Here is a 21,122-nt window from a genome sequence, read left to right on the forward strand (position 1 = left end):
TGGAAAAGTGTAAATGGAACTTGGTATTATTTAAAAAATAGCGGAGCAATGGCAACAGGATGGCAAATGATATCAGGAAAGTGGTATTATTTATATAGCAGTGGCGCAATGGCTAAAAATACTGTAATTGACGGATGGAAAATAAACTCAAGTGGAGTAGCTACTAAGATAAAGTAATTAAATGAGATAAAATAAAGTTTGATAGATTAAATTTATAGCCTTAGACATTAAGTAACTTGTCTAAGGCTATTTTTAGTTGTAATGATTGTATGTAGATTAACCTCAATTGATTAAACTATATTTTTTCTATAGTTAGAAAAAGTATCCTTGACATTAGTCTAATTAGACTATAATATTAAAAACATATTTAGTCTAATTAGACTAATAGTGAATGTTATCATTTATATTTAAATGATAAATGAAAGAGAGGATGAAAAAATGGTTAAATCATTTTTAATGTTAGGACAATCAAATATGGCGGGAAGAGGCTTTATTAATGAGGTACCTCCGATTTATAATGAAAGAATAAAAATGTTACGTAATGGCAGATGGCAAATCATGACTGAGCCAATAAACTATGACCGTCCTGTTGCAGGAATAAGTTTAGCTGGATCATTTGCAGATGAGTGGAGCCGTCAAAATCAAGAAAATATTATTGGATTGATACCTTGTGCTGAAGGGGGAAGTTCACTGGATGAGTGGTCTGTAGATAGTGTGCTTTTTAGGCATGCAATAAGCCAAGCTAAATTTGCTATGCAAGATAGTGAGTTGTCTGGGATACTATGGCATCAAGGTGAAAGTGATAGTTACAATGGTAATTATAAGATATATTATAAAAAGTTACTTTTAATTATTGAAGCTATTAGAAGAGAATTAAATGTTCCTGACATTCCAGTTATTATTGGAGGTTTAGGTGATTTTTTAGGTAAAGAAGGCTTTGGTAAAGGTTGTACTGAGTACCATCTTATTAACCAGGAGTTAGAGAAGTTTGCTTTTGAACAAGACAATTGTTATTTTGTTACTGCAGAAGCTTTAACTTCTAATCCTGATGGGATTCATATGGATGCAATTTCTCAAAGAAAATTTGGTTTGAGATATTTTGAAGCTTTCTCTAAGAAACAGCATGTATTAAAACCATTAGTTAATGAAGATGAGTTATTAGATTTAAATTATTCAAGAACACATACTAAGTCAGAAAAGATATATATGCAAAGTATGGATTTTGCATTAGGGAAAATGTCATATGATGAATTTATATATCAAGTTACTAGAATTAATAATAATTAAATTTTATAATTATGAAATAACTATTAATATAAATTTGAAAAATACAAAGGAGATGTTTTTTTGATACCACTATTAATTTTAGGTCTATTAAAACAAAATCCAGGCTCTTATGGATATGAATTATTAGCATTAATGGAAGAAAGGCACTATAAATATATAGTGAGTTTTACTAAAGGATCATTTTATTATAATCTTCAAAAACTAGAAGAAAAAAATTTTATTAAAAGAATTGATCAATCAGATAATACTAGAGAAACACATAATTATATTATCACTGAACTAGGAAATAAAGAATTTGAAAAATTGGTGTATAAGTATGGCTCTAAAACTGAGTATGTGAATTTATCTTTTTATTCAGCAATGTTATTTACTGATGAGTATGGAAGTGATGATCTGAAAAAGCTGATAGAAATACAAATAGAAGAAACTAATAAGAAAATTTTCTTATTAGAAAAATCTCTTGAAGAGGATAATACTATTCCTACTTATTTTAGAAAGATGATGGAAAATTCTCGTTCTCATCATTTGGTAAATGTTAGATGGTTTGAAGAATTATTAGAGAGCTTATAGAAACACAAAAAGAAGGTATTCAAATATAAAAAGAAGAATATATATATAAACTAGGTTAGCAAGTTATACATTAATAGAGTGACATTAGATAAACAATTTTAAAATCTAAGGGAGATTAAAAATAATGAAAACTTTAAAACTAGATAACGATCAAATAAGCTTAATAAAAAAATCAATAAATCAATACAGTAAAGAAATAGAAACTGAGTACTTAAGATTAGTAAATACATCAATTACACCAGAACAAAGAAAAGAGCATACACAACAAAGAGAATTAATTGATGGATTAGTTGCTAAATTGGATAAAAAATAATATTAATTAGAAAAAATTTATAACTCTAATTTAAAATAAATCATGGTTATTAGTGCTGTGATTAATATTTAAGATTGAAATTCAAAAAAATACTGACACTTGTCAGTATTTTTTTATGTTAATAAAGTTAAATTTATTTTTAAAAGACAAAATAAAATAAAATTTTACAAAAAACGACAATAATCATTGCATATTAAAATTTATTGTATATAATATCCATATGGATTCAATAAATTAATTATATTTAATTTATTATAAATAGAGGGAGATCAACATGAAAAAACATAATAAAAATATAGGTATTATATTATCTGCAGCAGTAATAGTTGCTAATTCACAAATTACAACGCTATCATATGCATTAGAACCTAATACAAATCAAACTAAACTAGAAAAAAATATAGAAGAATACATGCCACAGATTTCTGATGATACAAAATCAGAGTCAGTGGAAGTAACAAATAGAACAGAATTGGAATCAGCATTCAAAGATGAAAATGTGAAAGTAATAGATATAAAAAATGATATAGACTTACCTGAATCGGATGTCATATATATAAGAGGAAATGGAAAAGAAATAAGAGGAAATGGTAACGAAATAAGAACAGTTAAAACTCGAGAATATTATTTTGTAGAATCATCACGTATATATGTAGAGACAGATACGAAAATAGATAATTTAAAACTGAATAAAGTTCAGATGAGGGTAGAAGATCATGAAATAAGCTTAGATGTAGTAAATAATAGTGAAATAAACAATGGCGGCATTCTTTATTGGGGAGATGTTACATTAAAACATATAAAAGTAAATAATGGATCAATATATGGTTATGGAAATATGGTTGTGGACTCAAATACAATGAAAAATACTACAATAGAATATATTGGAGATGAAGGAAAAACATTAAAAATAATAGATACCGAAATGAATGGTAAAGGTCATCGTACTGCACCTATATTTATACAATCAGGAAATATCGAATTAGAAAATGTAAAAATAGCAAATCCAGGAGACTATGCAATATATACAATGCAAAGAGAGGGCAGAGGGAAAAAAGAAACTAATATAAGAATAAAAGGAACCTTAGAGATAGATGGTGCGAAAAAAGATGCAATATTTTTAACAAGAGATCATGATTGGAACCCAGACAATCCATCAGAACCATATTTTGCTCCATTAGAGTTACATATAGACGGAGATATAAAGCAAAAAGGAGATACATACACAATAAAGGCGCAAGAAGGACCATATATTAATATATATTATGATGAAAGTAAAATAAAAAAAGTAATTGAAAAATGGTCATATATACATTATAGTACAAAAAATAGAGAAGGAAATGAACCACAATCCATTGTACATACAAATAAATTAATTGGAGAAGACAGATATCAAACTGCTATAAAAATAAGTAAGGATAGATCTGGTGAATCTAAGGACGAAGAGTGGATAGGAGCTCGAAATGTAATAGTAGTAAACTCAAATTCTATGGTAGACGCACTTAGCGCAGCACCTTTTGCATGGGATAAAAGTTCACCCATACTTCTAACAGAAAAAAACAAATTAAACAGTGAGACTAAAAAAGAAATATCAAGGCTTAGACCAGATGATGTTTATGTGATAGGTGGGGAAAATTCTGTATCAGACTCAGTTGTAAATGAATTAAAATCGATGGATCTTTATGTAGAGAGAATAAGTGGAAATGATAGATATGAGACATCTTTAGAAATAGCTAAAAAACTAGGCCGTGTTTCACAAATAGCAGTTGTAAATGGAGTAACTGGAATTCCTGATGCAGTAAGTATTGCACCAGTTGCAGCTGATAACAATATGCCAATAGTATTAGCATCACCAAATGAAGGAACTAAATTATTTGATCAATACATAAAAGAAAATGTTATAAAAAAGTCTTATGTTATTGGAAATAAAGCGGCTATATCAGATGAAATAGCTAATAAACTTCCAAACGCAGAAAGAATAGGTGGAATAAATAGAAATGAAACTAATGCAGCTATACTAGAAAAATTTTATACAGATACAAAGTTAGATAATATATTTGTTGTTAAAGATGGAATGAAGAAACAAGATGATTTAATAGATGCACTAGCAGTAAGTACATTAACATTTTCAGGACAATCTCCTGTAGTTATAGTAGGAAATGACTTAAGTAATAAGCAAGAGAGTTTATTATCTAAAAAACATCCTATGGAAATAACTCAGGTTGGTGGAAATGGAAATGAAAATGCATTTAATAAGTTGATAAATATGTTTAAGAATTAACTTTAAGATATTGACAAAAATAAACAGTAGAACTATAATAAATAATAATTTAAAGAATGGAGGAAATATTATGAAAATTACAAATTCAAAAACAACAATAACATCACAATTTAATAGAGTACTCTTGTTAGTAGCCGACTTAATATAGCAATTGTGTTTATTGATATATAAATTTATATTTATTACTGTCATAGATGCAATTGCTACATTAGATGATTGTATCTATGACGGCTAATTTTTATTTTACATAAAGTAAGCCTCATAGAATTATTATGAGGCTATTATTATATTATTTTTGATAAAATAAGCCTCATAGATTAATATGGGGCTTTAATTATATCCTAGGTGTAAAGCTCTATATATAACTATGGGGCTTTTATTTTATATTACAGCAAAACTTTAGCAATGGACCTGTATAGGCTGTTGACCAGCTAGTTATGCTAAATAAAATTAACTTAGGAGGAAATAAAATGCAAGAAAACAGAGAACAATGGGCAACTAAGATTGGATTTATACTTGCTGCAATTGGATCAGCAGTAGGTTTAGGTAATATATGGAGATTTCCTTATGTAGTATATTCAAATGGAGGTGGTGCATTTTTAATACCATATCTATGTGCAATATTCACAGCAGGAATACCACTTTTAATATTAGAATATGGAATGGGACACAAGTTTAAGGGTTCAACGCCACTTTCGCTAGCAAGAGCAAATAAAAAATTTGAATGGATAGGGTGGTGGCCTATAATTAGTTCATCTGTTATATTATGTTATTACTCAATGATATTAAGTTGGACAATTAAATATATGACTATGAGCTTTACTAAAGCTTGGGGTCAAGATTCTAATTCATTTTTTTATAATGATTTCTTAAAATTATCAGATTCACCTCTTAATTTTGGGTCAATAGTTTGGCCTATATTAATAGGTATTGCGATAATATGGATTATAAATTGGTTTATATGTTATAAGGGAATTAAATCAGGAATAGAAAAAACTAGCAAGATATTATTACCATCTCTATTAGTGATAATGATAATAATTGTTTTAAGAGGTATTACTTTAGAAGGTGCAAGTGTTGGATTAAATATATTATTTACACCAGATTGGGATAAGGTAAAAAATCCTCAAGTTTGGATAGCTGCATATGGACAAGTATTTTTCTCATTAAGTATAGGTACTGGCATAATGATGACGTATTCAAGCTATCTACCTAAAAAGACGGATATAAATAACAGTGCATTTATGACTGCATTTGCAAATTGTGGATTTGAATTCTTATCAGCTATAGGTGTATTTGCAATACTTGGAGTAATGGCTACAAGTCAAGGCGTACCTATGGAAGAAGTTGTTACAGGAGGAATTGGGCTAGCATTTATAGCTTTTCCTAAAGTATTTACAATAATGGGGGTATGGGGCAATATATTAGGTGTTTTATTTTTCTCATCTCTAGTATTTGCAGGTATAACGTCATCAGTTTCTTTAGTAGAAGCAATATCATCAGCTATAATAGATAAGTTTGGTGGAGAGCGAAAGAAAGTTGTTACATATATGTGTTTAATAGGATTTACTACAAGTATAGTATTTGCAAGTAATGCAGGTTTATATTTACTTGATATTATGGATAACTTTATAAATAATTATGGAATAGTTGTAGTTGGACTATTAGAAGCTTTTGTTATGGGATGGATAATTAAGCCTAAAGTTATAAGAGAACATACAAATAAGATATCTTATTTTAAAATAGGTAAGTGGTGGGATGTAATTATAAAATATGTAACGCCTACTTTATTAACAATAATATTAGTTCAAAGTCTTATAAATGAGTTTAAAAATCCTTATGGAGGTTATGATTTAGTATCTTTATTACTGTATGGATGGGCTATTATAGCACTTGGAATTATAGGTGGGTTATTAATTAGCAAAAAAACTTGGAAAAATAGTAGAGTAGATAATATAAGTAGCGAGGAGATAGTGTAAATGACAAGTATATCAATAGTATTTTTTTTATTAGGAGCAACAATTCTTTGGGGTGGATTTATGGTGACTTTAGCTATAACTATTAAGAATGAAAGAAAGACAAATTAAGCAAATATCCTATAAATACATTTGACAAAAAACTTTAATAGGATTAAAATTCTAATCTATACAATTAAAGAACAAGAGGTATTTATGACGGAAATTTGTAATAAATCAAATAATAGAAAAAAACAAAGATTAAAAATTAATAACATAAATGATTTTAAAGATGCATTAAGAAAAGAAGGATATAAAGAAATTAATTTAGAGGATACAAAATTTAAAGAAAATATAGCTAAAACTTTTAATATAGATAATTCAGTAATAGACATTATGTATGACTCTATAGGTAATAATGAAATTACCTATAGAGCAAATACTGTTAAAGATTTTATAGAGTATATGTCAAACATAAAATCATTTCAAAATGAGCATATTAAGCTAAGCAAAAAGATAAAAAAAATAAGTAAATTAAACATATCTAGAGTTGAGTATGAAAGAGTTACAAGTACTCAAGACAATGTTGATCATATGTTAAATGATATAGAAAAAATAAAAAATACCGTATCTAAAAGAATAAGCCCAAAAGATATTTATAGATTAGAAAAATTAGAAAAAAAATTAGATAAAGATTATATTTACACAAAAGATATTGAGCTTCTAAAAAAGATGATTGGTACAGGAAGTAAAAATACTTCAGAGGTGTACAACCATGATACTAAAACTAAAACAATATCAATAGAGATACCTGATGAGATGAACTATGAATATATCCCAGCTAAGTTAGGTAGTATAGAATATCATCATCATATAAAAAACAATATACCTAGAATGAAACGATTAAGAAGAAATATCCATAAATATATGATAGTTAATGAAGATGACGATAAAATATTTAATATAAATCAAACTAAAACTCTACAAGATACAATAAACATTGCTATAGCTATATATGACAATAAAGAATTCAAGGCAATAAGTGGTAGCAATGATGTAGTTGAATTTTGTACTGCACCAAAGGACGAGGATGCAAATTTTAAAAGTAGCAAAGTTAATAAGTTAGGAAAGTTAGGTATAGGATACAATCGAGTAAATGATAGTGAAAAAAAGATATTTGAAGAAATTCACAATCAAATAGAATCAGGATTAGTTAAAGATCATGGAGATCTTACATTGTACAGTAAATGGGAGCCATGCCCAAGTTGTTATCATGTAATTAGCCAGTTTTGTGAAAAGCATAAAAATATAAATGTACAGGTTAAATATAGCAAAGAATATGGAGAATAAAAACTAAATACTTAAGTGGCAAATAATAAATATATCCTTATTTAAAAAAATATAGTGTATAATATAAAAGATAAGCACTTTTATGTTTAGAGATTAACTGGCATTAAAAGTGTTTTTTATTTTGTAAATAATTTAGATTAATATAAAAGGAAACAAAAAGGAGAAATAAATGCAATTTACAGACTTAGATATAATTAGACCAATACAAAAGGCATTAAAAGAAGAAGGATATTCAAATCCTACACCAATACAAGCAAAATCAATAACACCATTATTAGAAGGTAGAGATTTACTAGGGTGTGCACAGACAGGTACAGGTAAAACTGCATCTTTTGCAATACCTATAATACAACAAATATATAATGATAAAAAATCGCTAAAAGGTAAAAGAACTATAAAAGCAGTTATACTAGCTCCAACAAGAGAATTAGCGATACAAATACAAGAAAACTTTAACGCTTATGCAAGACATACAAATATAAAAAGTTTAGTTATATTTGGAGGAGTATCTCAAAATCCTCAAACTAAAGCATTAAAAGAAGGAGTAGATATATTAATAGCAACTCCTGGTAGAATGCTTGATTTATATAATCAAAAATTCTTAAAATTAAATGATGTTAAACATTTTGTATTAGATGAAGCGGATAGTATGTTAGATATGGGTATGATACATGATGTAAAAAGAATAATTAGCTATCTGCCAAAGGTTAGACAAAATATATTCTTCTCAGCTACTATGCCAAAAGAAATATCAAAACTAGCAGATTCGATATTTAAAAATCCAGTTAAGGTAGAGGTTGCACCAGTATCATCAACAACTGAGATGGTTGAACAAAATATTTATTTTGTAAGTAAAAAACAAAAAACTAATTTACTTATAGAATTATTAAAAAATAACCCAAAAGAATCTGTACTTGTATTTTCAAGAACAAAGCATGGGGCAAATAAAATAACTAGAGATTTAATGGAATCATCAATAAGTGCAGCTGCAATACATGGTAACAAATCTCAAAATGCTAGACAGTTAGCATTAAATAGTTTTAAAGAAGGTAAAATTAGAGTATTGGTAGCAACTGATATAGCAGCAAGAGGAATTGATATTGATGAACTACCATATGTAATAAATTACGATTTACCAGAAGTTGCAGAGACTTATGTTCATAGAATTGGTAGAACAGGAAGAGCTGGAAGAACTGGTAGAGCAACAGCATTTTGTTCAATGGAAGAAAGAGACCTTTATAAGGCTATAGAAAAACTTATAAATAAAAAGATTGAAGTTGTAGGAAAGCATAGTTTTGTATCTAGTGCAGAGGATATAACTGTAGCACCTCAAAGAAACAATAGAAATAATAGAGGGAATAGAAGACCTAATAGTAATAGATCTAATAATAAAAATACTACAAAGCAAAAAAGGAAGACAACATAAATGATAAAAACAAATTTTAAAGATTACAAGTTAAGCAATGAAATATTAAAATCTCTTGATATGCTAAACTATAAATCACCAACAAAAGTTCAGCAAGAAGTAATACCAGTTGCATTACAAAATAAAGATATACTAGTAAAATCACAAACGGGAAGTGGAAAAACAGCAACATTTGCAATACCACTATGTGAACTAGTTGATTGGGAAGAAAACAAACCACAAGCACTAATACTTACTCCGACAAGAGAACTTGCAATACAAGTTAAGGAAGATGTATTTAACATAGGTAGATTTAAAAGGATAAAAGTACCAGCTTTATATGGTAAATCATCTTTTGAACTACAAGCAAAAGAATTAAAGCAAAAAACTCATATAGTAGTTGGAACACCTGGTAGGACAATAGACCATATTAAAGAAGGAAATTTTGTAACAGATAATATAAAATATCTTGTATTAGATGAAGCAGATGAAATGCTTAGTATGGGATTTTTAGAACAAGTAGAAGAGATAATATCAGCACTACCTGTTGAGCGTGTGACTATGTTATTTTCAGCAACTATGCCAGAAGATATATATGAGCTATCACAAAAATATATGAAAGACCATGTTACTATAGAAATTAAAGCAAAAACTTTAACAGTAGATAGAATACAACAAGATGGATATAGAGTAGAAGAAACTGGGAAGCTAAATTTATTAAAAGATGTAACTACAGTAGAAAATCCAGATAGTTGTGTTATTTTCTGTAACACTCAAGCTAAAGTAGAATCTCTGTACAATGAGTTAACAAAACTTAAATATCCATGTGACAAAATACATGGTGGTATGGAACAAGATGAAAGAATTAAAGTAATGAATAGCTTTAAAAAAGGATACTTTAGATACTTAATAGCAACAGATGTAGCTGCTAGAGGTATAGATATAGACAACATAACTCATGTAATAAATTATGATGTACCTGTATTAAGAGAAAATTATGTTCATAGGATCGGAAGAACAGGTCGTGCAGGTAAAGAAGGTAGAGCTATTACCTTTGTAATGAGATCTGACGAAAGACGTATATTTGAAATACATTCATACACAGGCAAAGAATTAACAATGAAAATGAAACCAAGTAAAAGACTTGTTATGAGCTTAAAACCTGAATTTGATAAAAAGTTAGAGCAAAGACAAAAGGTTAAAGAAGATAAAGGTGCAAATTTAAGCCAAGAAATCATGAAGTTACACATAAATGCTGGTAAAAAAACTAAGATGAGACCTGTTGATATAGTAGGTACACTTTGTAGCATAGAAGGTATGACTGCGCAGGATATTGGCGTTATAAGTGTACTTGATGTATCTACTTATGTTGAGGTACTAAATAACAAAGGAGAAATGGTATTAAAGGCACTACAAACTAAACATATAAAAGGTAGACCACGAAAAGTAACTAAAGCAGAAATGTAATGTTATTAAAAAACACATTGATGAATTCATCAATGTGTTTTTTATTATATATATTTTTAGAATTATATATAAACTTTGTACGAATTTACGATTATTTACTTCACATAAACAAGAACATATTATTAATATTTACATATGATATAGAGAATAAAGTTTATATCATAAAAAGGGGAATCAGCAATGGAAAAAAATTACTGGCAAGAATATTGGGAGAATTATTTTAATTTTATGGCTGTATATCTTAGAGATTTACAGAATGTATATCCTGAGGTGGATTTACAAAATGAATATATAGAAGTTGCCAATTTACTTGAGCCTTCTATGCCTTATGAAGATTATGAATATGATGATGAGTATGATGAATATGACGAGGAGGATGGCACTGATAATTCAGAACAAGATAACGATCCACCTCCTTTTATGATGCCTGGTGGAGGTCAGTCATCTACTCCTTTTGCATCACCTGGTGCAGGACAATCAGCTGCTCCTTTTGCAGCGCCTGCAGGAGGACAATCACCTACGCCTTTCATATCACCTGGTGGAGGACAATTTACTATCAACAACTGTAGAAGGATGGCAATAGTTAGAATAGAAATGAGAAGAGGATTTAATCCTTCTAATTTCTTTATGATAGTAGATAGAGCTGACCGTAGAAGTATTCAAGGATTTAGAATAGCTTGTGAAGGTAGTAGAATTAGATTCGTGCCAATGGCTGTAGAATATAGAAATATTAATGTTATAGAATGCGCATTCTAGATTAAATACAATAAGGGGTATGATAACACTAATATATAATGTTTGAAATACCTCTTATTGTTACATAAATTCTTTATGAGTAAATTAAATATTGTTAAGCTTTTTTTATGTACATAATTATGAAAAAATATGATATAATTACCAATGTTTTAGAGAAATAAGTAGTAAATGGAGACATAATAATGAGAAACAAAAAAGACGTATTTTTTAACGCAGCCTTAGGAATTATATTTTTTACTTGTATAACATCTATAGTTATATCAATAGTAGCAGCATTGACTAAAAATTTAAATGAAGTTTTTTCAGTGCTAACTAAATTTGGATTTATTGAATTTTCAATGATACTTTTAACAGCAATTATCTGGTTTATAATCGATGACTCAATTGATATTCCATTTTGTACTGACAACAGCGATCAATTTGAAAAAATTTTAGAGCTATATAAAAATGACTCTGAAAAAGTAAGAAAAAAGATAAAATTATTATGTAATTATGAAAAGATTTATATAGTAGTAATTACAGTTACAGTCATATCTACAGTTATAGGCATTGTAAGTTTTAGCCTGAAAAATGATAGATCACATTTTGGTGTATTGGTAATGGCTTTACTAGGGAGCTTGTTTATTGTTTTAAAAACAATGTACATAAAACTTCAATATGAAAATGAAGTAACTATAAATAAGCAAGAGTATCCAATATTATATGGGATTATAGATGATGCAATTAAGTTAACAAATGCACCTCAATTAGATGAAATTTGTATTGTGGAAGGTCCAAATGCTGGAGTAATGTTTATTCCAAATGGGTTTGGATTTAACGGAAAACATATTTTAGAAATAGGAATTCAAACATTAAAAGTATTAAATGAGGAGGAACTTAAATCTGTAATAATTCATGAACTTGCTCATATTTATAATGAAGATACTAATATAAGTAGTAAAATTAGTAGATGCCTAATCAGATGGAATATGATAATAGAAAAAGTTGAAGAAAATGAAAATATTATTCAAAGCATATTATTATTGCCATTTGCTAAAATTTATATTAAAAAGTTAGAAATATATTTAAAAGCGGTATCGCAACCAGAAGAACTAGCAGCAGATAAAGAAGCAGCCTTATATACGAGTGCTGAGATTTGTGCAAAAGCAGATACTAAGCTTAATATAATGAGCTTATTTTTAAAAAATCCTTATTGTAAGGTAGAGCTGAGAGCTCTAGCAGAAGCTCCTAAAAATTATTTTAATATTATGTTTGACGATTTTAATAATGAAATTGTAGATAGAAAAACTCAGTGGCTAAGTCAAATTAAAAAAAGTATATCATCAATATATGATACTCATCCTAGTTTTAGTGAAAGAATGGTAGCTTTAGGAATTGATGATTTTAATTATGAAATTATATTTGACGATCAAAATGAAAACTATAAAGAAGAAATAGATAAACTAGTAGATATAAAAAATAAACAGTGGTATGAATCTTGGTGTAATGACTGGGAAGAATTCACAAAAGAATATAAATTACAATTAGAAATAATCAATAATTATAAAGAAATAGATGATGCAGAAATAAACATGGATTATGGATTTGCACTTGAAGAGCTTAGACAATATGATAAAGCTTTAGAGGTTTATAAAAATATTATTTCTAAAGATGAAAACTATGCTATAGCTATTTATAGGATGGGTCAAATTTTACTTACTAAAAATGATAATAACGGAATCGAATTGATTAAAAAATCAGGTGATTTAGATAGTGAATTAGTAATTAGCTGCATGGACTCTATTATCCAATATTCTATGAATAATGGACTTGAAGATAAAGTAGACGAAGCATATGAATGGTTTAACAAAAAGTTATATGAAGATTAAATTAATATATGGATATAGTTTAATTTATTTAAATTAGATATTAAAAATATTAAAACACATTGATAAAGTTATCAATGTGTTTTTTGTTTATGTTAAAAAATAATGGGTTAAACTGTTAGACCTTATTAAAAATACTAATAAACAAGAATGTTTAATTTATCAGTAATTTTAATAGGGTTGAAAAGATTGAACAGTTTAAACTATTTAACCCAATAAAACTATAAATAATATAAAATATAAAATTTTTATAATTAATAAGTCTAAAAAGGATGGGTATTATAAGTGGTTTAAAAAAATATAATATTTTTTAAAAAGTTGGCATGATATTTGCTTTATATAAAGTTAAGAGTTTAGTTATACCAGATTATTAAAATCTATATAAACATATGAAAGGGTGAATTTATAATGAAAATACTTGAAACAACAAAAGCACCAGGAGCTATAGGCCCTTATTCACAAGGATATCAAATAGACAACTTGGCGTTTACATCAGGTCAAATACCGGTAAATCCAGAAGATGGATCTGTACCAGAGGGTATATCGTTACAAGCAGAACAAAGTTGTAAAAATGTTAAAGCTATATTAGAGTCAGCTGGAACTAAGATTGAAAATGTATTTAAAACTACATGTTTCTTAGCTGATATGGGAGATTTTGCAGCGTTCAATGAAGTATATGCAAAATACTTTACATCTAATCCAGCTCGTAGCTGTGTAGCAGTTAAGGAATTACCAAAAGGTGTACTTTGTGAAATCGAAGCTATAGCTGTTATAAACAAATAAAAATTAATATAAAAATTATAAATAAAAAGGGAGAGAATTATTATGAAAATAACTGTAGTAGGAAGCCATTTATGTCCAGACACATTATATGCATTATGCCAATTAAGAGATAGAGATATAGAAGTTGATTTTAAAGATTTATCAGCAAGTTTACCGGATTTAAAAGAATACTTAGCACTTCGTCAAGGTTTAGATATATACGAAAACGTAAGAGCTGCAGGTGGAATAGGGATACCATGCTTTATATTAGAAAATGGAACTAAAACATTAGATTTAAATGAAGTATTAGGAAAATAATTTTAATATCGATTATATTTATAAGCCACTTTTTAGTGGCTTATTTTATGCTTAAGGATATTATGATACTTCATTTTCTATGGATAACTCATGAAAGTAAGTTATATCAACAAATTGGTTTTCAGCATAAAAAACATTTTGAGTAACGGACGAAGTCGTTGGCGACAGGGGCGAAGCGACTTTTTTATTATGAAAATTTAATAAAGGAATCTAGACAGATAGATACTTTGATTTTTGAATAGATTATTGTTATAATTGGATTTAATAAATATACGGATGGTTTACAAGGAGTGGCTATGGAAAAAAGAGAACTAGCTATAATAACACTGAAAAAAGATGCAGGAGTGATTTATTCAAATCAAATAAAATACTTTTTAGGCGATAATATAAAGATAAATCTTTATTCTTTTGAAGAAGATAATCTTAAACTGTTACATGAGAAACTAATCGTTCTTTCAGTGAGATTAAAATATGATGAAATCTCAGCAATTTGTCCAAGAGACGCACAAATAATTATACCTAACTTAACTTTTGAAAAATCCAGTGTAAAAAAAATATCAAAACTAGATGAACACAAAAAGGTATTTGTATATAATCTATCTAAAAGTATGGCGCTTGAAACCATAACTATTATACACAAGCTAGGAATTAATATACAAAACTTTACGCCGAGCTACCCTGGAGCTGATAATATTTTACCTGATTCTATAGTTTTATCACCAGGAGAAGAAATTTTAATAGATTGTCATAACTGTGAAATAATTGATCTTGGGTATAGAATAATAGACTTAGGATGTATAGCAGATATAGCAATTAACCTAGATTTAAAGCACTTAATAAAAGAAGATTTATTAAATAAATTTATAGATAAAGTTGTTCCAACTAGTTACATTACAGAGAAACTCTTATTAAGCCAAACAAAGCTAGAAAATAAATTTGATTTTTTATTAGCATCAATTGATGAAGGTTTAGTGTGTATAAGTGAAGATAAAATTGTTCAGTTTTATAGTCATGTAGCAAGAGAGATATTGGATGTTAATGAGAATGAAATGACTGGAAAATATATTGGAGATTATATAAAATCATTTGATTTTAGACAATTAAAAAAGCAAAGTGCAAATATACAAAAAGTTGTTAAGGTCAAAAACATAGATATAAATATAGATATTAGATATACAGATATTTGTGGGTTTAGAGGATTTATAATAAAACTTGCTAAGTTTTACGAATCTGAAAAAAAACAAGCAAAGCTTAGAGCTCAGCTTATGAATTCTGGAAATGTGAGTAAATATAACTTTGATGATATAGTTGGAAATAGTAAATCTATTATGGAAAGTAAAAAAATTGCCTATAAAATGGCTCAATCAAATTCTTCTATATTGATAATTGGTGAAAGTGGTACAGGAAAAGAACTTTTTGCTCAATCTATACATAGTGCATCTTGTAGAAGTAAAGGTCCTTTTGTTGCAGTAAACTGTAGTACTTTCCAAGAAGGACTTTTACAAAGTGAACTATTTGGTTATGATGAAGGTGCTTTTACAGGTGCTAAAAAAGGTGGAAAAATTGGACTTTTTGAGATGGCAAATAAAGGAACTATATTTTTAGATGAAATTGGAGAAATGGATTTAAATTCACAAGCTAGTCTACTTAGAGTTATACAAGAAAGACAAATTAGACGAGTTGGCTCAGATAAAGTTATTAATGTTGATATAAGAATTGTAGCAGCTACAAATAGAGATTTAAAAAAATTAGTGTGTGAAGGTAAATTTAGAAAAGATTTATTCTATAGACTAAATGTACTTCCTTTAAAAATAAGTCCATTAAGAGATAGAGAAGATGATTTATTTTTAATATTTGAATCGTTTAAGAAAAATTTAGACTCTAACTTTATTCTTTCAGATGAAGTTGTAGATGTATTTAAAAGATATAATTGGGATGGTAATATAAGAGAATTAAGTAATTTAGCAGAGTATTTCTCATATACAGGCAAAGAAAGAATAGAAGTGTCTGATTTACCTGAATATATCCTTGAGTCTTTTGAAAAAATAGATCCATGTGAAAAAATATTACAAGAAGAAAAAAGTTATGATAAACTTGAATTTAAGAGACCTCTAAATGATTATATTTTTGTGCTTAATAAAATGAATCAAGCCTATAACCTTAAACAAAGAATCGGACGAAAAAAAATATATGAATATGCATTAGAGGAACATGTATTTTTAACAGAACAACAAATAAGAAGTATCCTTCTAGAACTTCAAGAACATGAGCTTGTAAAAGTTTTATCAGGACGTGGAGGATCTATAGTCACTGAAAAAGGAATATTATTTTTAAGAGAATATAAAAAGTAAATATAGATAAAAACAGGTTTAACTGGGTGAATTGTATACCTATTAAACCTGTTTTTTAATTTGCTGGTTATTTTTATAATAAAAACTAATAAGTCAAAATATTTAGCAAAATACAATTATAATGATAAAAATTAAAATATATATAAATTTGTTAAAATTTCAACACTTTAAAGGGAATATAAAAAATAAAAATAAAACTTGGCACGGATATTGCTATATATAACAGTAAATTAAAAAAATATTGGAGGTATAGTAATTATGCGTTATAACTTTGATGCTGTAATTGACAGAACTAATAATTTTTCAGCTAAGTGGTCAGAAATGGATAAAAAATATGGTACGAATGACCTTTTACCAATGTGGGTAGCAGATATGGATTTTGAGACAGCACCATGCATAATAAATGCACTTAGAAATAGATTAGAACAAGGGATTTATGGATATACAACTAGACCAGCATCTTACAATGAGTCGATTGCTAATTGGACTAAGAGAAGATATGGATGGGAGATTAAACCAGAGTGGTTAATATTTAGCCCAGGTGTAATTCCAACTATAAGTATATTAATAAAAGAAATGACTAAAGAAAACGATAAAATAATGATACAAGAGCCTGTTTACAGCCCGTTTAATAGTGTTGTGAAACAAAATAAACGAGATCTTGTAATAAGCCCATTAGTTAAATTAGAAGATGGAAATTATGTAATGGATTATGAAGATATAGAATCGAAAATTAAAGATGTAAAAATGTTTATACTTTGTAACCCACACAATCCAGTAGGTAGAGTGTGGACTAAGGAAGAGTTAATAAAATTAGGTGACATATGTATGAAACATAATGTATTAGTAATATCAGATGAAATACATAGTGACATAATACTTAAAAATCACAAGCATACTCCATTTGCTTCAATAAGTGAAGAGTTTGCACAAAATAGTATAACTTGTATGGCGCCAACAAAAACATTTAATATAGCAGGGCTTCAAATGTCTCAAGTTATATTACCAAATGAAAATCACTACAAAATATTAGATGATGCTTTTATAAGATTAGATATAAGAAGAAATAATGCATTTAGTTTAGTTGCTACTCAAGCAGCTTATAACGAAGGTGAAGAATGGTTAGAAGAGTATCTTGAATACTTAGAAGGAAATATAGATTTTACTATAAATTATATAAAAGAAAATATACCATCTCTTAAAGTTAGAAAACCAGAAGGAACTTATTTATTATGGGTAGACTTTAGTGAGACTGGATTAAGTGATGAGGAAGTAGCTAAAGCATTAGTTGAAAAAGGAAAAGTAGCTTTAAATAATGGTGATTCTTTTGGTATTGGTGGAAAAGGATATCAAAGAATAAATCTTGCCTGTCCAAGATCGATGGTTGAAGAGGGATTAAATAGAATAAAGAAAGCTATAATGAGATAATTAATATGGGCTAGCTTAATTATCATTAGGCTAGTCTTGATATAGAGATTTTATATTTGCTTAAAATGATAACGTTATCTGGGGATTTGAATAAAAAATCAAAAAAGGATGGAAATTTGAAATGAGTATAAATATAGAAAAAAGAAAACCTACATTTAAGTTTGCAGCTTTAGTAATGATTGCAATTATATCTTTAACTACAGTTGGTATGGTTGTATTTAAGGCATCAATAACAGTAATGTTTTTGTTATCATGGTTGATAGTAGTTCCAGCAGCAATGAAACTAGGTTATACAAATAGTGAAATTGAAGATCTAGGATTTGAGGTAGGAAAGGGAGCTTTTCAATCTAATTTAATAGTACTTTCTGTTGGAGTATTGATTGCTGCATGGATAGCAGCAGGTACAATTCCTACAATAGTTTATAGTGGACTTACAATAATAACTCCTAAGTATTTTTTAGTTACAACATTAATAGTATGTTCTTTAACTTCTATAGCTACAGGAACTTCTTGGGGTACTTTGGGAACTTCTGGTATAGCTTTAATGAGTATAGGTACTAGTATGGGAGTTCCAGCTGGATTAACAGCAGGTGCAATAATATCTGGTGCATTCTTTGGTGATAAGATTTCACCACTTTCAGATTCTACAAATTTATCAGCGGCAGTTTGTAAGACAGATGTTATAACTCATATAAAACATATGACTTTATCAACAACGCCAGCTTATATAATTTGTGTTATTTTATATACAGTTATGGGATTCAAATATGCTAATAATACAATAGATTATAATCAAATAAATCAAGTAATGGAAGTACTAAAAGCTAATTTTAATATAGGATTTGTAGCTGTGATTCCAATAATATTCTTATTTATATTATTATTATTACAAAAACCATCTATAGTTTCTATATTAGCTTCTGCAGTAGTAGGCGCAGTAATAGCATTTGTTCAAGAAGGAGCTGGTGTTGATAAATTATTAGATTATATGCTTAATGGTTTTTCTATAGAAACAGGTCTTACTTACACAGATCAATTATTAAATCGTGGTGGTATAATGAGTATGGCAGAAACTGTACTTTTAGTATTCGTAGTATTTGTAATAGCAGGTATATTACAAAAGACTGGGTTCTTAGAAGTATTACTAGAGCCTATGCTAAGTAAAATAGGAAAATCTAGAACTAAATTAATTGGAACTACATTTGTAGCTAGTTATCTTGCGAATGCATTTAGTTCTTCTATGATGTTTACTTCTGTATTTGTAGGTACTATAATGTCTCCATTATATAAACAATTTAAGTTAAAACCAGAAAATTTGTCTAGAATAATACAAGATACAGCAACACTTGGAGCACCATTAATACCTTGGAATTCTAATGCAATATTCTGTAGTCAGACACTAGGTGTTAGTCCATTTGAGTTTATACCATATTGCTTCTTAAGTTGGATAACTCCAGTAGTAACATTTATATACGGTGTGACTGGATTTACAATGACAACCTATACAGATGAAGAATTTGATATGATTGAACAACCAGAAGATGCTATATAATAAAGGAGCGAATATATGGAATTTCATTATTACTATGTAATTCAAGATATTATAGGTGTACTTATGGCATTTGTAGGTATAAGGATGTTTATCCTAAGTATACAAATGATTTTATCTAAGAAAAAAATTGAAAATGCGGTATCACTTTCCATTAGTTATGCCTTAATTGCAGCTTCAGGAATTAATTTATTATTTTATAATTTTGAACTAAAAACATGGATTAGAAGTATAGCTTTTATAATTTTAAGTTTAGTAATCATAAAAATAGTTAGTATAAAAAATAAACAATAATCTATATGATTTGTAGCTAGGTTTCACAATATATTAAATCAATATTAAAATCACCCTGATAGCTGTCAGGGTGATTTTTTATTTTATCTAAAAGGTCATAAAATAAAATCAAAACAAATACTATTTTGATATAAGTTTAAATTTAAATGAAATGATATTTCTTTAAAATAAAAATATATTGAAATAAAATTTTAAACATGGTATTATAAAAACATAAAAAGAAAACGTATTCTAAAAATAGAAAGTTTTGGAGGAATAACATGGATAGATTAAATTTAGGAAGTTTGACAACAGAAAGTAGAAACCAAAACACATTAGATATAGATAGAGTTTCTACGATAGAAATGGTAAAGAAAATGAATGATGAAGATAAAAAAGTAGCAGAGGCAGTAGAGCAGGAGATTCCTCATATAGCAAAGGCAATAGATGAAATAGTTTTAAGAATTAAAAAAGGTGGAAGATTAATTTATATAGGAGCAGGGACTTCAGGAAGACTTGGAATATTAGATGCATCAGAATGTCCCCCAACTTATGGAGTATCAGAAGAATTAGTTCAAGGTATAATAGCTGGTGGGCAAGAAGCAATATTTAGAGCTAAAGAAGGAGCTGAAGACTCTAAAGAATTAGCAGTAGAAGATTTAAAATCAAAAGGCTTAAATGAAAATGATACAGTAGTAGGTCTAGCTGCATCGGGTAGAACACCATATGTTATAGGTGGTTTAGAATATGCTAATGAAATAGGGGCACTAACAGTTTCTATAACATGTAATGCAAATTCGAGTGTAGCCAAAGAAGCTAATATAGCAATATCTCCAGTAGTTGGAGCTGAAGTTGTAACAGGTTCAACAAGATTAAAATCAGGAACAGCTCAAAAGTTAGTTTTAAATATGTTATCAACTGGAACTATGATAAAACTTGGTAAAGTTTATGGAAATCTAATGGTAGATGTTCAATCAACAAATGAAAAGTTAGTTGAAAGAGCTAAAAAAATAGTTTCTGAAGCAACTGGAGTAAATATAGAAGAGGCAGATAAATATTTAAAAGAAACAAACTCAGATGTTAAGTTAGCAATATTTATGATTTTATCAAATTTAAATAAAGATGATGCAAAAGAAAAGTTAGAAAAGCATGATGGATACATTGCAAATGCATTAAGTGATAAAAACTAATA

Annotated in this window: 18 protein-coding genes and 1 pseudogene; all 19 read left to right on the top strand. The window is 28.0% G+C overall.

The window, feature by feature from the left end; translation table 11 throughout:
• A pseudogene (locus BLP75_RS18610) lies at window positions 1–177 on the top strand (choline-binding protein D); the annotation flags it as partial.
• Between the two features lie 261 nt (window positions 178–438).
• Window positions 439–1,287: a sialate O-acetylesterase gene (locus BLP75_RS13825; RefSeq protein WP_092727130.1), complete on the top strand. Its 849-nt coding sequence runs from the start codon at window positions 439–441 to the stop codon at window positions 1,285–1,287.
• A 60-nt stretch (window positions 1,288–1,347) separates the two neighbouring features.
• On the top strand, window positions 1,348–1,857 hold the full coding sequence (locus BLP75_RS13830; protein WP_092727131.1) for a PadR family transcriptional regulator: 510 nt from the start codon (window positions 1,348–1,350) through the stop codon (window positions 1,855–1,857).
• Between the two features lie 124 nt (window positions 1,858–1,981).
• The gene (locus tag BLP75_RS13835; protein WP_092727132.1) at window positions 1,982–2,170 is read left to right on the top strand and encodes a hypothetical protein; all 189 of its coding nucleotides are present in this window, start codon (window positions 1,982–1,984) and stop codon (window positions 2,168–2,170) included.
• A gap of 274 nt (window positions 2,171–2,444) precedes the next feature.
• Entirely contained in the window at window positions 2,445–4,451 is a 2,007-nt protein-coding gene (locus BLP75_RS13840) for a cell wall-binding repeat-containing protein (protein ID WP_092727133.1), read from the top strand.
• A gap of 470 nt (window positions 4,452–4,921) precedes the next feature.
• A complete protein-coding gene (locus BLP75_RS13845) occupies window positions 4,922–6,430 on the top strand; it encodes a sodium-dependent transporter (RefSeq protein WP_092727134.1) in 1,509 nt (502 codons plus the stop codon).
• A complete protein-coding gene (locus BLP75_RS18010; RefSeq protein WP_139149846.1) occupies window positions 6,431–6,538 on the top strand; it encodes a MetS family NSS transporter small subunit in 108 nt (35 codons plus the stop codon). It begins immediately after the preceding gene.
• An 84-nt stretch (window positions 6,539–6,622) separates the two neighbouring features.
• Window positions 6,623–7,756, top strand: a complete 1,134-nt coding sequence (locus BLP75_RS13850; protein WP_092727135.1) for a deaminase domain-containing protein — start codon at window positions 6,623–6,625, stop codon at window positions 7,754–7,756.
• Window positions 7,757–7,925: 169 nt separating this feature from the next.
• A complete protein-coding gene (locus BLP75_RS13855; protein ID WP_092727136.1) occupies window positions 7,926–9,182 on the top strand; it encodes a DEAD/DEAH box helicase in 1,257 nt (418 codons plus the stop codon).
• Complete coding sequence (locus BLP75_RS13860) at window positions 9,183–10,628, top strand: DEAD/DEAH box helicase (RefSeq protein ID WP_092727137.1); 1,446 nt, start codon at window positions 9,183–9,185, stop codon at window positions 10,626–10,628.
• Between the two features lie 180 nt (window positions 10,629–10,808).
• Window positions 10,809–11,384: a hypothetical protein gene (locus BLP75_RS13865; protein ID WP_092727138.1), complete on the top strand. Its 576-nt coding sequence runs from the start codon at window positions 10,809–10,811 to the stop codon at window positions 11,382–11,384.
• A gap of 182 nt (window positions 11,385–11,566) precedes the next feature.
• Window positions 11,567–13,252, top strand: a complete 1,686-nt coding sequence (locus tag BLP75_RS13870; RefSeq protein ID WP_139149847.1) for a M48 family metallopeptidase — start codon at window positions 11,567–11,569, stop codon at window positions 13,250–13,252.
• Between the two features lie 405 nt (window positions 13,253–13,657).
• Complete coding sequence (locus BLP75_RS13875; RefSeq protein WP_092727139.1) at window positions 13,658–14,032, top strand: RidA family protein; 375 nt, start codon at window positions 13,658–13,660, stop codon at window positions 14,030–14,032.
• Between the two features lie 42 nt (window positions 14,033–14,074).
• Entirely contained in the window at window positions 14,075–14,329 is a 255-nt protein-coding gene (locus tag BLP75_RS13880) for a glutaredoxin (RefSeq protein ID WP_092727140.1), read from the top strand.
• Between the two features lie 296 nt (window positions 14,330–14,625).
• Window positions 14,626–16,680, top strand: a complete 2,055-nt coding sequence (locus BLP75_RS13885) for a sigma-54 interaction domain-containing protein (protein ID WP_092727141.1) — start codon at window positions 14,626–14,628, stop codon at window positions 16,678–16,680.
• Window positions 16,681–16,938: 258 nt separating this feature from the next.
• Entirely contained in the window at window positions 16,939–18,108 is a 1,170-nt protein-coding gene (locus tag BLP75_RS13890) for a MalY/PatB family protein (protein WP_092727142.1), read from the top strand.
• 121 nt (window positions 18,109–18,229) lie between these two features.
• The gene (gene nhaC, locus BLP75_RS13895; RefSeq protein WP_092727143.1) at window positions 18,230–19,660 is read left to right on the top strand and encodes a Na+/H+ antiporter NhaC; all 1,431 of its coding nucleotides are present in this window, start codon (window positions 18,230–18,232) and stop codon (window positions 19,658–19,660) included.
• A 15-nt stretch (window positions 19,661–19,675) separates the two neighbouring features.
• Window positions 19,676–19,951: a hypothetical protein gene (locus BLP75_RS13900; RefSeq protein ID WP_092727144.1), complete on the top strand. Its 276-nt coding sequence runs from the start codon at window positions 19,676–19,678 to the stop codon at window positions 19,949–19,951.
• 260 nt (window positions 19,952–20,211) lie between these two features.
• Window positions 20,212–21,120, top strand: coding sequence for an N-acetylmuramic acid 6-phosphate etherase (gene murQ, locus BLP75_RS13905; RefSeq protein ID WP_092727145.1), 909 nt, complete (start codon window positions 20,212–20,214; stop codon window positions 21,118–21,120).
• The last annotated feature ends 2 nt before the right edge of the window (window positions 21,121–21,122 follow it).

Source organism: Romboutsia lituseburensis DSM 797 (genome assembly GCF_900103615.1).
GTDB lineage: Bacteria > Bacillota > Clostridia > Peptostreptococcales > Peptostreptococcaceae > Romboutsia_F > Romboutsia_F lituseburensis.